The organism is Rhodothermaceae bacterium, from assembly GCA_009838195.1.
Taxonomy (GTDB): domain Bacteria; phylum Bacteroidota; class Rhodothermia; order Rhodothermales; family Bin80; genus Bin80.
The window spans coordinates 204,180-219,139 of record VXSC01000018.1; the positions used below are offsets into that span (position 1 = coordinate 204,180).

The following is a 14,960-nucleotide window of genomic DNA, read 5'->3' on the forward strand; positions in this document are numbered from 1 at the left end:
ACATGTGACGATACACACAGAATGGCAGTAGTTCACCGTATATCCTAAGCGCATACTCGTAGGTCTATGCCTAATATCCCCCCACAGCAGTCCTGATTCTCTGATAAGCAGTCACCGGCACACCTGCATTTCGGAATGGAATCTAAACACTGCAACAAAATACAGCCTCACGTATGACGAAAATATCACAGGTGACATATAGTACATCCAGTGCTGCTGTTTTCCAAATCGCGCACTTCGTCAAAAAATTGCTCCATCAGCGTTATGTTGGCACGACGGTTACGCAGTTGTTCTTCGCGCATTTTGGTGCGGTGCTTGATTTCAGCTATACGTTCTGGGGTGGACAGTTCTTCAAGTGATTCGGCGTCTGACCATGTAAAGAGCTCACCGTTTTCCAGATCAATCTTTTCGTAGGACTTAGCCCGCTCAAACAGACTTGGGTGATTTTCCAGAAGTCCGACCCACTCACTTTTGCGTTGGAAAAAGCAAAAGTAACATCCACTTCGAGAACGCCAACGATAATACTCTGGATATCCAACGCCGCTGTCATTGAGGATCCGATAGATATCAGCTTTCTCAAGACCATCCTCAATGAAAGGAAAAACCGTAGTGATGTTAGGCTTCGTGCTAATGTAGCCTTTGCGGTGCTGAAAATACTTGCGTCGGGTTTTTCGGTCTACACGCCATTCGCCCTCATCGGCTCGAATGCCAACATAGCTGATTACAGGATCCTCATCGATATAATCTTCAAATGGCTTTAGCTTCAGGACCCGCGTACACCATCGAACGTTTGGACTCGGAAGAAATCCACCATAGAGTTCTAAATAGTGATCAAACGGTGTTTTGTCAGGTTCATCGGGGCTGGTAGGTGGTACTTTGGCCCGAAGTCGGTGAATGGGTCGCCCAAGGTAAGCCTCGAGGCGATCAAGGTAGTCGTATGTCTCGGCAAGTTCAGTACCGGTATCACAGAACACATATTCGGCTTCCTCTAGGGGTGGCCGCCGGGGAGTACTTGACTTACCGAGCACTTTACACCAGCGCTCAGGATTATGAAGATAAATGGCAAGTGCACTACTGTCTTTGCCCCCACTGAAAGCAACAATGTGTCGTGTCTCACTCATTGGATTTCGTGACTTCTTCGCGTTCCGCGAGCAGTTCGTTGGATAATTGGGCTAACGCCGCAATTTTTGTCTCAGTAGTTACATTTTCTTCCGCCAATTGATCCCTGAGGTTCCTGTATACCCTCATGATATGGTCACGATCTTCAGGGTGAATGCTTATGATTTGTTCGTGCTCATCCCTGTATTGCATCGTAACACTCAACCGAATTCTCTCCACAAGCAAAGAGCCGGTTTTAGCCGACTTAATTTCACCTTGTGCTTGCTGTATGTCAAAAGCGATTGGCTCAAGCATATAGAATCTGCGGGCAACCTCACGAAGTGCATTGAAAAATAAAGGTACATCTTCATCTCTCCACTGCATTGGCGGTCGCTTCGCGAGGAGTGAAGCTAAGGATTCGTACCAACTTTGGGTGTCAAGAATCTCGTCAGTGGCACGAACTAAGAAAGCTTTAAGCTTTATGTCACTTGCGTGGGGAAGCAAAAGACGGACCCGCTCAGAGAGTTCATGGCGGCGGTCTTCAGATGTTTTGGATTTTAGTCGAAAAACATTTGCAATCTTCGTCTCCAGATCTGCGAGGAGAGATTCATATGCTCCGCTGAGTTCACGCAGGGCTTTCTGAAGATGCTTGGTATAAGCCCCCACGTCGCGCGGGGAAGCCTCATTGTTAGCTAAGAAAGAACTGACACCACAAGCTTCCGGCAGATCCTCAAAGAGCAAAGTAGTTGGTTCGACAGCGCGATGAAGAACCTCACGTACGTTTAAGGCGATTTGCGAGAGTGTGCCAGTCCTACGCACATAGGGAGGCAGGCCATGTATGCGTTCCAGTATACGTAGTGCTAACGGTAGAGGTCTTTGAACCGATTTTGAAAGTCCAACTAATGGGGCGAGGCTATGAAGTAGCTCTGCTCGATTACCTTCAATTGTGACCCACTGTAGCTCAAATTTTTCTGGGCTCTTCAGGAAACGTTCAATCGTCTCAAATTCAATACTTGGAATAAACGTGCCATTTTCATAGAGAGCTATTTCATCTTCAGCAGACTTAATAATTGCAAACAGGAAAACAGGCATCAGTCCCGCACGCACTCCATAAGGAGGGAGACGGAGAAGATCATAGAGTTGCTTCACCGGCACACGCCGTCCTCTTGCTTCAAGGAGTATGTCCGTAACCTTCTTCCAGATAGCTACACAGCCGGAGTGTTGCGTGGAATCGGGCTGACCAAAGCACCAAAGTTCAGGGTCGGTTTCCGATTGGCGATGGATCCCGGTGGACTGAAGTATCGAAGCATACATCCCGTACTCTGCCGGATATTTTTCGATACCCAGCCGGTTGACAGTCTCTTGCTCAAGTATGGCCTTGAGTAATATCTTCAATCCTTTTACCGCACTCGGAGAGGGCTTTTGGCGGTTGAGCAGTTCATTCCAAATCTGCGGCGAGTGTGTGAAGACTTCATTGCAAATCTGACTCAACTTATTCTGTACAGACCGTTCATTGGTAAGACGGAAATGCTTACCCTGGTAGATCCAAGTGCAAGGGTTACGACCATCAGTATCCGCGACCAGTAAGGAGGTGAGTCGCTGCTCAACATAGCCCTTTAGATCAGTGAGCTGCTGATCCACCTCGTGGCGAGCTACTTTATCACCTTGCAACTCGTCAGCATGATCGCGCACCCACTTTAGATAGGCAAATTCACGTACGATCTCATGAAGTGTTGATACACCATCGGGCACAGCAACCAATGTTAATGGATCATTTATCAATTCTTGGATTGAGGAAATCAAGTTTTCTTCCTGACCGTCCTGATCAGGGAGCACATAAATAATGCGTCCATCGGAATAGTGACGTGGCTTCTCTAAAAGTTCAGGCCAGTCCATCTCTGATGCGTAAAGCACCTCAAAGACGCGTGTAGTACCCGTGCGGAAAGAGTGGCGACGAGCCACAACTGGTGTTGGGGGTAGCACGGCAGCAAGGAGAGTTGAGAGTGGAGTACGAGTAGAGATCTGATTACGGGCATGTTGAAGAGCAGCATCTAGATCAAAATCGCTGCCCTGCCAAATGTGATACTCGCCCTTAAACGGGCGGAATACTACATGCCGACCAGTGATGAGCGAATCCAGTGATGAATTCACGGCCTCATACGTAGCGTCAGCTGTGGCATAGAGTACATCTTTGGTGGGTGACAATCCGGCAAGTGGGCCTGCAAAACTGAGCATAGCAATCTGCTTCACCAAGCGTTCGTCAAGCTCATCCGAGGATTTTAGTCTAGAGAGAGTGGCTTCAGTCTCAGCCCAAAGCTTGCCCATATGTTGACTAAACAGCGCCGTTCCGACAGAGCCTACGAGATAGTCGTAAAGATGATCAAGACGATAGAGAGGTAACCGTGTAGGTGAGGTACCACTGGATAGATCTCGACTTTTGAATAAGTCCAGAAAACTGCTCGGCTCTCCCGAGGCCAAAAAAGCGAACAGCGAACGCTCGTTTTGAGCCAAGCGGCGAAACAAAGGTCCAACAATCAGACTAACGGCAGGGTGTAACGGAAGAGCACTCGCAAGATGTTGACTGACCCGTACACTGTCTATTACCGGTCGAAAAGTGATCGTATCAAGTAATTTATCTACCACAGTGGAGCAATCATTGGGCAACCTATCTGGTTCGTCAAGATGTATAGCTTCTGCCAAAAGGCGTAATGTTTCGCTAATAGGCTCAACAAATGCAAAGTCTTCAAAGCGGCCATGAACTTTGCGCCACTCATCGCGCTGTGAGCTACTCATGCGGCCAGAGTAGCGCTCAATCGACTGGTGTGAAATTGTTATGATAAGGATTGGAGCAGCTTCGTCCAACGTATCACTCTTACGAGAAGCCCGTTCAGCAAGTCTCTGCAGAAGGTACAGATCACTTCGATCTGGGTAGAGTGCCGAATATTCGAGTAATTTGCCCAGCTCATCCACGATTAGTAGTAGCCCCCCATTGGATGCAGTGCGTACGGCTGCAGCCGTACGCTGATACAGATCGATTACGATGTCATCACTGATTTCGGAAGATGCAGCTGCTTCTGCTTCTTGCATGATTGTTTGAAGCGCAGCACGACAAATTCTCACCTTCTTGCTGGGTTGTCCTCGTTTCCGCTCATAGGAATTATAGAAAGAAGACGTACCATTAATCAATCCACGCAGCAGTGCCTTACTTAGCGGCTCACGTGATCCAACTACTAGTACCGGACAAAATATGCCACCACACACATCATCGAGCTCTTTAGATAGGGCCAGATCGGCATCGGACAATTTGTGGACTGCGTCATCATTTCTATGTAGAAGGTGAGCAAGGAACAGCGCAAAGGAGCTTTTACCTCCACCATATGGGCCGGTGATTGACCAGGCTCCCCCAATCATCTGAGTGGCGGATGGTATCTCAACTATTCTCTCAATCATCTCACGGGCCTTTGACGTAACGATGTAGCTACCTAACCCTTGAGTACCGTAGAAATCACGTGTTAGGTTGACGCTGCGGTGAAAAGAACCTTGGACAGAGACAGTCATGCAGAAAATTCAAGTGATCGCTTGCAAAGAATGGGCGTAGTAACGTTCCAGCATAGCTTGGGGAGTGGCTCCCGGCAATCGGTAAAACTGGTTAACGCCTGCAGTGGTATCAAAGCGAAATGGGATCTCCTCAAATGTCTCAATACGGCTTACTAGTTCATAAGCTTGCTTCTCACTAAGCAGAAAAATTTGTGCTGGGCTTGCCCGATGTGTAATTACGTTATGAGCAGACAGCGACTCCGATGTATTGAAATTTCGGTCCCAGTAATCTAGAACCGCATAGGCAAAAATTTCGGGCGGAAGCCCACGCTGTTGACCTTCGCGCAAGTAGATCACACCTCTATTTTCGTATAGTAGACCCAAGGAGGCAAGTGGAAATTCCACGACACTCTCCAAGTGAGTGTCCGTTCTGTGTCGGGCAACGTAAGTACTCAGCAGACACTGCAAATCTCGGAGGAGTGTGGAATCCGAAGGCATAGGAGAGCTCCTCTCATCTAACCACTTTTCTAATATCGGCTGTAAACTCCGAAGCTCAATGCCTGCCCCCCGCCAGTGGCCAAATATGAAATGCCAGAGAGTAGCTCGGTTAGATGACCGACAGAGAAGCCAATGCAATAGCCAAAGCGTGCCCGTGTCTTCACAGTAGGGGTCGACTCCGTTTTCTCCTAACAAATACACTCCGAACTCGGTAACGCGTAAGGCACTCCGTTCCTCCGCATAAGGATCAGCCTCAATTACATCTGTAGCAAGTCCCCAATGCCGAATCGCACGTACCATATTCTTGCCGACCCCGAACTCAGCCATTGCTGAGTCCGATTGGAAGATAATGCTATTATTGTTAATCGCATCTACCGCCTTTTTCAACCACATGAGTCGTAGCGGAAATGTTTCGTGGCCAGAAAATGAAAATTGTGAGGCCATAACCACCTTTACTGATTGTTCAGGATTATTTGAAAAAAATCTCTTGTTTTTTATCTGTTCCAAACAAAGTGTCCACCAGCTTCCCAATTCGTCTTGACCAAACAGAGGTTATTACATTAGAGTTGTGACGGGTTAGCGTCTCTTTAAGAAGCCATGTTTGAGCCGTCTCACGAAGAATAAAACGTTACAAGTCGAAGATGAGTTGCAAGGGCTCGTTGAGATCCCTGCGATGGATTGGTATTGAAATGTCGCCTATCCTATGTTCTCGACGTCATCCCATAGGCCAGAACTTAAACCTTAACCGGTCGATGATCAGAAGGTCACTAGGGTTCATAAAACCGGAAACCATACCGAATAGTCTTCTACGTGCAAAGCAACAGAGGCTGGTAGACTCCATGATCTAACAATTGACATTCCAAGCCATGCAGTTACTTATCAATGGAATCCAAGCTGCGACCGATTTGAATAAATGCTATTGTCAACCACCACTACCCCAGAATCGTGGTTTTCCGAAATACTCTCAGGGGTGAGATTCCACTCGGTTACTTGATATCTTATACTATAAATCAGGCTCATTCCCGTGCTTCTGCGATATTTGCACATAGGGTGCGAGCGCGTTCGGTCAGTGTTGAGAGTTGACCACTTCGAATAGCCTCTGTATCAAACAGAGCACTGCCTAAACCCACGGCGGCGGCTCCTGCACGGATCCACTCACCTGCGTTTTCGGGAGTTACGCCTCCTGTTGGTGCCAATTTTAAATGTGGTAGCGGAGCTAAAAGCGCTCTTATATAACTCAATCCCAGCTGTTCTGCAGGAAAGACTTTCACCATGTCCGCCCCGTATTCGTGAGCGATTTGCACTTCGGTGGGAGTCAATGCACCTGGCAGAACCGGTAAGCCGCAAGCGTGCCCGGCGTGGATTACCTCTTTCTTTGTGATTGGGCTCACGATAAAGCTTGCTCCTGCCGAAGCAACCTCATGAGTCTGCTCTTCTGTGATCACCGAGCCAGCCCCAATCAAGATCTCTGCGCCGTAGGATTTTCGCAGCGCCTCAATTGAGGATAGCGCGTTCGGAGTTGTCAGAGTAACTTCAAGAACCGTAATCCCTCCGCGTATGAGTGCATCGACCGCTGGCTTGAGTGGCAATGCTTCTCGGAGACGCAAAACGGCAATTGCGCCTGATGCAAGCATTTTTTGGGTCCGGGCTCTTCGATTGTCCATCTTTTTTCACAAATTGTGGAGCATTTTGGGTTTATGTTCGTACCTAGATAGAGTGTAGCTGGTCGTATCTCCCATTCGATATATGCGACCAGGATTGGCCTCCGTGAACGCTTTTCTGCTCACTCAATTCAGAGTGCACGGGGCCTCTTATCAACTCTCCAAAGATACTACCACCATGAATCATTCAGTTCAGGTTCCCGCATCCAACACCAACGGGCAACACGATGTTAGGAAGAATTCAGTGAATCAGAAATTTCTGGCTGAACTTGAGCAGCAGGCCCGTGCGCTTGAACCCACTCAAGAGGAGTTGGGAGAGTTGTTTACGAAAGTTGAAAGATACGCCCGTCGGCATATTTCAAATGTATGCGAGACTCCTGCCTTTGTTAAATCGAAGGAGCGGAGTGTGGGATTACTGTCCTCGCCCATCACTGAGACAGGGATCTCGCTGGATGACACATTACAACTTATGTATGATTACGTGGATCACGAGGGGCTGAATTCGGGGTCTCCCCGATATCTCGGCTACATTCCGTCTGGTGGGTTGCCACATTCAGCATTTGGCGATTTTCTCGCAGCCATCGGTGGGCGATATGCGGGGGTATTTCACTCTGCTCCTGGGGCTGTTCGTATGGAAAATATGCTTATCCGCTGGATGGCAGAGGTTGTCGGCTATCCCAAAGGGGCTGGCGGTTATCTGGCTTCTGGCGGAAGTATTGCCAATTTGTCTGCGGTGATTACTGCGCGTGAGGCAAGTGGACTTCGCGGAGCTGATTATGACCGTGCAGTCATATACATGACCGAGCACACACACCATTGTGTGGACAAGGCGCTCCGCATTGCGGGTATGGGTAGTTCAATACGGCGCAGGGTTGCTGAAGATGATCGCTACCGGATGTCTGCCGAGGCACTTGAGAAAACGATTGCTGCTGATCGAGCATCTGGCCTGAACCCGTGGCTGATTGTCGCTTCCGCCGGCACGACCAATATGGGTACGGTAGACCCATTGGAAGACATCGCCTCCGTTGCTCGGTCAAACCATCTCTGGTTTCATATTGACGGTGCGTACGGCGCGTTCTTCGCACTCTGTCCAGAAGGCCAGGAGGTTCTCTCCGGCATGGATCAATCAAATTCCCTGGTACTAGACCCACATAAAACGCTTTTCCTGCCGTTTGGTACAGGAGCGCTCCTGGTGCGTGACCAGGAATTCCTTGGCCCGGCACATGGTGGTCGCGGTGAATACATGCGGGATATGGACTCGGATGCCCACGAACTTTCTCCGGCATATTTATCTCCCGAATTATCCAAACATTTTCGGGGGCTCCGCATGTGGTTGCCTCTCAAACTTCTGGGAGTAGCTCCATTCCGCTCGGCTTTGTCGGAAAAGATTCACCTGGCCCGGTACGCGTATGAGCGTCTCCAAAGTTTCGAGGGGGTTCAGGTTGGTCCGTCACCAGATTTATCTATTGTTACGTTCCGCTATGTCCCCGAAAAGGGAGATGCAAACGAGTTTAATCTTGCCCTGATCGACAACCCAGCCGAGAGGATTATGAAGCGTTGGCAGGATCGCGATGCAAACGAATTTAATCTCGCCCTGGTCAACAACCTGCATCGGGATGGTCGGGTATTCCTGACATCCACGAGGATCAGGGGGACCGTAGTACTACGTTTGGCGGTCGGCTCATTCCGAACGCACCTGGAACACATCGATGAAGCGCTTGAGGTTCTGAGCGAGCATGTCAGGGCCCTGAAAGAGAGTTGATCACGCCACACTCTCTGACCTATTGCCGGAGTTCTGCTCAACAGGCACAATGAGGTCTCAGTTCCAGGGTTGTCCATGGGCTACAACGTGACACATTATTGGCTTACTCGGGATAGGAGAGCGGATTTGCAATCTCTGTCCACGTTTCGAATGTCATCTGGAGCCGGGATTGTTTAGCCGCCCGTCCTTATCCAATATCCATGAGGAAGGTGCCGACCGCAGGGATGATGGTGTGCGCACCACCGATTAATCTGATCATCCAAGTGGGTTGCTTTGGCGGCTCCAGTTGAAATCCTTCGAATCCCTCGGACTTGCTCCTGGGGTCCAGCGGGCAATCCCCCCTAGAAGAGGCAAGATAATTCCTGAACTGAAACGGCCTGAGCGGGAACGAGGGTTCTGCAGGGGGGCAAACGTAATCGCTACACATGAGTTTACGAACACAAAATCAATCGCCCCGAAGGGGGGAATCGAATGAGCGGAAATTATGAACTTGGTGACCGTGAAAAGATCAAAGAAATACGGGATCGTGAACGGTACTCAAGGAATGTACCTGTAATCGATGGTGATCCGCGTTTCCAGATATACTGGACAAGCGAAGATGAGGTTGAGTTACACGTTTCAGAAGGGGCTTTGAATGGCGGAGGAATCCGGCAATTCAAGCTGCGGGGCGATGAGGTCGTCTGCGAGTTTTGGGAACGTGATGGCAAAGGTAAGCAATGGTACCCCGTAGAGAACAAACGGCTGGGTCGTCTGCAGGGCGGAGAATATCTGACCTGTCCGAATGCGTCACGGTTGCCGGAAATTATCGAGCGGGAATACGAGAATCTCTGCAGGTACTATGACTGATCAACTTGCTGAATTGCCCCCTAGTTGGACCTGCCCTGCGAATCCAAGGTCGAGCAAGTGCCGGAATTGAACGATGAGGATGTGGAGAAGGAACTGGAACGCCTAGTGATTGAACATAAGGAACTATCGGAATCAATCGAATCGCCCTGGGATCTGCAACGCCTTACCCGTCACCTGATCGTAACCACCGAAGCGTATGTCGTGCGCCTGTATATAGAATTATTGTGGGCCGATGTGGGTAGCTTCGTGTCTGAGATGACAGCCATGATGTTCAAGACAGAAACGGGGTAGGATCTTGAGGATCTGGATACATGATGCTCTTGGGTCTTTTGTTTCTAATTCTCTCTCTTGCTTTGGGGGCGGGTGCCGTGTTCTTGCATGATAATGCAGGATGGGATAATACTTTAGTCCGCTGGCAGTGGGGGTTACTGGTGGCCGGGTTTTTACTTTTACTGTCCGGAATAATCATATAAACCCGAGTATGTGAGGATGCTCCGAATGCAACGTAATACGCCTTATGTTTCGCCCCCCGCGGTCAATCCAGAGTGTAAATGCCACTTTTGTATCTTTTGTTATATGTGTAGATAATTCTTCGCCCTTTCTAATCTGCGAAGTAAAGGAAAGAAACGTGCAGCATAGGGTTACCGGTCGGACACATTTTTCAAACATTTCCTTTGTTGAAAATGAGCTTCTGCTGGTCCTATAATGCGAAAAATAGGTTGCCATAGAGTCCCAGTGGCCTTGGCACGGTCGCAGGATTTTTTCCTTAACACCTGAGTTATGTGATTTGGTACGCTAAATGGTTTCTGGAATAAATCGTTGAGGAAATAATTCAACTATTTGCAATAAATTGGAACTTTAATGCTCGGGAACACCTAATGTATATGGCTTCAAAAAAAAAATACATAATTAGCTGTCCCAACGAGGGTTAAGTAATTATTGAGTCCCCATTTCTAAATTGCCTAAGCTGCTTGGTAGCTCACTCAGTACTCACATATAATGGAAAGAATATCAAGCGAGCAGGACAATCCTTATCCTGACTTTGTTAATCGCCTCCGGCTATTGATCTCGAAAAATCCCGAGATTATCACGCTTACGTTGAGTAATATTTTCACAATGCGTCTTATCGGAAACAAGACACATGGGGACTTGGCAGAAATTGCTATATCGGAATTTATCAATCAGTACATGTATGATTTCCATTCAATTCATGTGGGAAAAGATTTATACAGGGCCAAGAAGCGTGAAGAAGATATCAAGGTCGTCAATGAGATAACAAAAACGGAATTCCCAATTAGCCTGAAAGCGTACGGAAATGGGCCCTTGCAATTATCCACTAACAAATCATATACGATGTTTCCGAGGCTATCTGAGGAGGGTGTAATCATAACTGATAGGAACCGAATTTTCAATGTTTTGGATAGTTCTGCATTTGATGATTTTTATTCTGCGAATGTACTGCCACTGATATATGATGAAAAAACTAAACGCTGCAATATAATGGTTTTTGATTCAGTTAAAGCTCGAAATGCGGTCGCGAAGATTACACGTATAGATCATGGCCATGGGCGAAAACACCCGGTTTATTTGTTCTACGACTCAGATGACAATTACATCTGCGAAGTAAGATATGGTGGGGCATCTGCGAATGCACTACAGCGTGGGCTCTGGACTCACACTATCAGGGCACAGAAATTTTTTACGAGCGTCACAGATGGTTGGATAGATTACTCCCACAACAAGGTTTTAGTAAAGCTATTTTCTTGTGCCCTTGTGGCAAGCAGTAGTGGTCACCAAACTGCTTTAGATGTAATAAACGAAGACATCAGCAAAATCAAAGAGTCGACCCAGAAAAGATAATGTCAGTGAATTACACCTTGTTTGGCGATCCTGTCGTTACTGTTCCTGTAACAGAGGGAGTTAAATATGCCGGATCCAAACTCAAATTACTGCCACACATTCTGCGCCTTGCACACCGGACCGGGGCAAAGAGCGTGTTAGACGGATTTTCCGGCACTACTCGTGTTTCGCAAGCATTTGCAAGATCAGGATATAGTGTCGTTTGCAATGATGTATCTGAGTGGTCCAAGGTGTTCGGGAACTGTTATTTAATGAACAAGATGCCTAGGATGCACTACGAAGGAATTATCAACCACTTAAATGCTGTTCCTCCAAAAACCGGCTGGTTTACAAAACACTATGGCGGAATCGTTTCTCGCATTGGTCAACTGTCAGTGGAGCAGGACGGTCTCAAGAAACCTTGGCAGATTCATAATACACGCAAACTAGACGGGATCCGATCGGAGATAGACAGAATGGGTCTTTCTCCAATAGAGCATGCGGTCGCACTGACCAGTCTTATATTGGGGCTTGATCGTGTAGACAGCACAATTGGACATTTTGCATCGTACTTGAGAGAATGGTCAAGACGCTCCTTCAATATGCTCCGGTTGGAAATACCAAAATTATTTATCTCTGAGGAGGATAATCGGGTACTGCAAAGAGATGTATTCGATGTTTCCGGGATTGATGTCGATTTGGCATATTACGATCCCCCTTATGGTTCCAATAATGAGAAGATGCCACCATCACGAGTCAGATACACGGCCTACTATCACCTATGGACTAGTATTTGCCTGAATGACGAACCGGAACTCTTTGGAAAAGCAAAGCGCAGATTGGATTCTTCTGACAAGCTCTCAGCTTCTGTATTTGAAGAGTTCAGGAGGAATCCGGCCACAGGAAGATATTTCGCTGTTGAGGCACTTGAACAATTGATTGCTTCAACCCGTGCGAAATGGATTATCCTCTCTTACAGCTCCGGTGGGCGTACCACCGCTACTGAAATAGACTCAATGATTCGAAATTGTGGTACAGTGCTAGAGTTTGTCAAGATTAATTACAAACGTAATGTGATGGCAAACATGAGATGGACAAATGAGTGGTTGAGTGACGCTGAGTCGCCAAATTGCGAGTATCTGTTTCTCATTGATAAAGGGTGAGTGTAGAGCTCCAGAATAGCTCCGGCGACAAAACATGTTATATCAGTTGAATCGCGGGTGTCTTAAACCTGCTTAAGAATTCACCCTGCTTTTGTCCGATAACATCATGCAACGTCCACTGAAGGCCACTTTCTCGACAATCTCGTTCCTGATATTGAGCATACAGCTGTCCGGTTACCAACCTGCAGATACCTCCAGTCAATCAAATGCCGTGATTAGTGCATCTGTTTCCGAGCACATCTCCAAACAAACAGCGCAAGAGCAGCCGCCAAACTTTATTGTGATACTGGCAGACGATCTTGGTTACGGTGATTTGGGGGCCTATGGTCAAAAGAAAATTCATACGCCAAGACTTGACCAAATGGCCGCGGAGGGAATGAGGTTCACGAGCTTTTATGCCGGACATACCGTCTGTGCACCATCCCGTGTAGCCCTCCTGACAGGTGTAGACATGGCGCATTCACATACACGATCCAATGCCGGACCCGGGCTTCAAGAAACAGACTTAACTGTGGCTGAAGTACTGAAGGAAGCAGATTACTCCACGGGAATCTTTGGTAAGTGGGGATTTGGAACACCGGAAAACGGCGCACCCGACCAGCAGGGATTTGATGAATTTCTGGGGTACCTGGGGCATGTTCACGCACACTCATACTATACAGATCACCTGTTCAGTATTCAGAACGGCAAAACAGAACAAGTACCTGTTGATACGACACAGTATACACCGGATCTATTTACGGAAGCGGGACTAGATTTCATTACACGTCACAAGGATCATCCATTCCTGTTATACCTCCCTTATCCGCTGGTGCATGCGGAACTTTTGGTGCCGTCGGAGTCCATGAGACCCTATCTGGATAGTACGGGACAAAGTCTCCTAATGCCAGAAAAACCATTTCCCTGTTGTGGCGTCATTGGCACCTATCGTGGACAGAAGCAACCTCATGCAGCATTTGCAGGTATGGTTTCCAGACTTGATAGAGATGTTGGCCGGATACTGGATCATATCCGCGATCTTGAATTGGATGACAACACGATCGTGTTTTTCACCAGTGACAATGGTCCACATATTGAAGGCGGAGCTGATCCCGGTTTCTTTGAAAGCAATGGTCCTCTGCGCGGGCTAAAACGTGATTTATACGAAGGCGGTATCCGAGTACCTGCGATTGCCTGGGGCCCCGGAATCATCCCAGGAGGCATTGTGAGCGACCATCCTTGGGGTAGCTGGGATATCCCTGCTACGCTTGCAGATTTTGCAGATACATCTGGACCATCTACTAATGGAATTTCGATGCAAAATCTGCTGCGCGACGAGGGACCAGTCGCCCAGCACGAATATTTTTACTGGGAATTCAACAACGGTTGGGGTGGGCATTATGTACAGGCTATCCGCCAAAAAGATTGGAAACTACTACGTTTTGCTGAGCCCGAACGGACCTGGTTTGAGCTATACAATCTGCGTACAGATATCGGGGAATTCAATGACCTTGCCCCAAACTATCCAGAGATGGTTACGAGATTGAGTAATCTGATAGACAAGGTTCGTGTGAATCCATGACGCCGCAGTAGCTAATCATCAGAAAAGTCTGGCATCTTTGCACCGAACTCTCCTGCCGATGATTGCCACTTGCAAGGCTGTGAGAAGTATCCGGTATACAGGTAGTCTGGACGGAGGGGGCCTGACTATTCGCCCCGCAATTCAGCGTGCGTCGTGCGTGCGATTCCTGCCCCCAGAGCAGCTGAGTCGGCATCATCCTCTAATCCCTCAATCAGAATAATCAGAACATAGGGTGGGGAGTTTGGTGGGTAGATGATGGCGGCATCGTGATGAATACGCGTGATTTGCCCGGTCTTGTGTGCAACCAGTACGTCGGACGGGAGTCCGGCGGGAATCATTTCATTGAATGCCTGGTCCAGCAGTACCTCAACCATGTTGCTATCTGCCGCGGGGCTGACTGCTTTTCCCTGGTGGATGGCCTCTAAGAGGGTTGCCAAAGCGCGGGCTGTCGTTGAGTTGCTGAGACCAAGTTCAAAGGCTTTGAGATCTTCTACTCCCCGAAGTACCTGCATACCGGGAGCTCCCAGAGAATTGACTGTTTCCTGAACAGGCTCTGCTCCCAAAAAGTCAATCAGAAGATTCGTAGCGAGATTGGACGATACAGTAATCATTTGATAGATCAAGTCCGAGATCGTCATGCGTTCTCCCAGCCGTTCATAGATCGCATCGTCCGAATCCTCCTCAATACGGTAGGGAGTCCCATCCACAATTGAGCGGAAAGAGTTTTTTACTTCAAGGGTTGAGTCCAGGGAAAGGCCAGTGTCCCGAACTCTCCGCCATGCTTCAATCTGCACCGGTACCTTCATCGTGCTAGCAGCATGAAAAGGGCGGTCGGGAAGTATGTCCAGAGTGGTTTGTGTGCTTGCATCCCGAATCGCTACAGCGACCGTAGCATTAGGATACTCGCTGATCACAGTCTCTATTTTGTCCTGCAGCGTAACGGGCTCATTGCATGAGAGTACAGTTCCGCCAATCAGGATCAGCATCATCAGTCT

At 48.2% G+C, this 14,960-nt stretch carries 11 protein-coding genes; 6 read left to right on the plus strand and 5 right to left on the minus strand.

The genetic code is table 11. The features are described from left to right. Positions 1–185 precede the first annotated feature (185 nt). From F4Y64_03915 to F4Y64_03930, 4 genes are all read right to left on the minus strand, one after another. Positions 186–1,121, minus strand: a complete 936-nt coding sequence (locus F4Y64_03915; protein MXX96745.1) for a phosphoadenosine phosphosulfate reductase family protein — start codon at positions 1,119–1,121, stop codon at positions 186–188. Continuing rightward, positions 1,114–4,548 (minus strand): hypothetical protein, encoded by a 3,435-nt coding sequence (locus F4Y64_03920; GenBank protein MXX96746.1) that lies wholly within the window; start codon positions 4,546–4,548, stop codon positions 1,114–1,116. Before F4Y64_03920 ends, F4Y64_03915 begins: the two co-directional genes overlap by 8 nt. 117 nt (positions 4,549–4,665) lie before the next feature. Beyond that, the gene (locus F4Y64_03925; protein MXX96747.1) at positions 4,666–5,577 is read right to left on the minus strand and encodes a DUF4007 family protein; all 912 of its coding nucleotides are present in this window, start codon (positions 5,575–5,577) and stop codon (positions 4,666–4,668) included. A 572-nt stretch (positions 5,578–6,149) separates the two neighbouring features. Further along, positions 6,150–6,767, minus strand: a complete 618-nt coding sequence (locus F4Y64_03930) for a bifunctional 4-hydroxy-2-oxoglutarate aldolase/2-dehydro-3-deoxy-phosphogluconate aldolase (GenBank protein MXX96748.1) — start codon at positions 6,765–6,767, stop codon at positions 6,150–6,152. Between the two features lie 205 nt (positions 6,768–6,972). On the opposite strand from F4Y64_03930, the gene F4Y64_03935 reads away from it, so the two are divergent. The 6 genes from F4Y64_03935 to F4Y64_03960 all read left to right on the plus strand — a co-directional run bounded on the left by F4Y64_03935 (position 6,973) and on the right by F4Y64_03960 (position 13,965). After that, positions 6,973–8,556 carry an aminotransferase class V-fold PLP-dependent enzyme gene (locus F4Y64_03935; GenBank protein ID MXX96749.1) on the plus strand — a complete coding sequence of 528 codons (1,584 nt, stop codon included), beginning with the start codon at positions 6,973–6,975 and terminating at the stop codon, positions 8,554–8,556. Between the two features lie 471 nt (positions 8,557–9,027). Next, positions 9,028–9,402, plus strand: a complete 375-nt coding sequence (locus tag F4Y64_03940) for a hypothetical protein (protein ID MXX96750.1) — start codon at positions 9,028–9,030, stop codon at positions 9,400–9,402. A gap of 57 nt (positions 9,403–9,459) precedes the next feature. Next, complete coding sequence (locus F4Y64_03945) at positions 9,460–9,693, plus strand: hypothetical protein (GenBank protein MXX96751.1); 234 nt, start codon at positions 9,460–9,462, stop codon at positions 9,691–9,693. 708 nt (positions 9,694–10,401) lie between these two features. After that, entirely contained in the window at positions 10,402–11,262 is an 861-nt protein-coding gene (locus F4Y64_03950; GenBank protein MXX96752.1) for a hypothetical protein, read from the plus strand. Then, complete coding sequence (locus F4Y64_03955; GenBank protein ID MXX96753.1) at positions 11,262–12,404, plus strand: DNA methyltransferase; 1,143 nt, start codon at positions 11,262–11,264, stop codon at positions 12,402–12,404. The genes F4Y64_03950 and F4Y64_03955 overlap by 1 nt, the downstream gene beginning before the upstream one ends. A 106-nt stretch (positions 12,405–12,510) precedes the next feature. Beyond that, positions 12,511–13,965 carry an arylsulfatase gene (locus F4Y64_03960; GenBank protein ID MXX96754.1) on the plus strand — a complete coding sequence of 485 codons (1,455 nt, stop codon included), beginning with the start codon at positions 12,511–12,513 and terminating at the stop codon, positions 13,963–13,965. A gap of 125 nt (positions 13,966–14,090) precedes the next feature. On the opposite strand, the gene F4Y64_03965 is transcribed toward F4Y64_03960, so the two are convergent. Further along, positions 14,091–14,951: a serine hydrolase gene (locus F4Y64_03965; GenBank protein ID MXX96755.1), complete on the minus strand. Its 861-nt coding sequence runs from the start codon at positions 14,949–14,951 to the stop codon at positions 14,091–14,093. Positions 14,952–14,960: the final 9 nt, after the last annotated feature.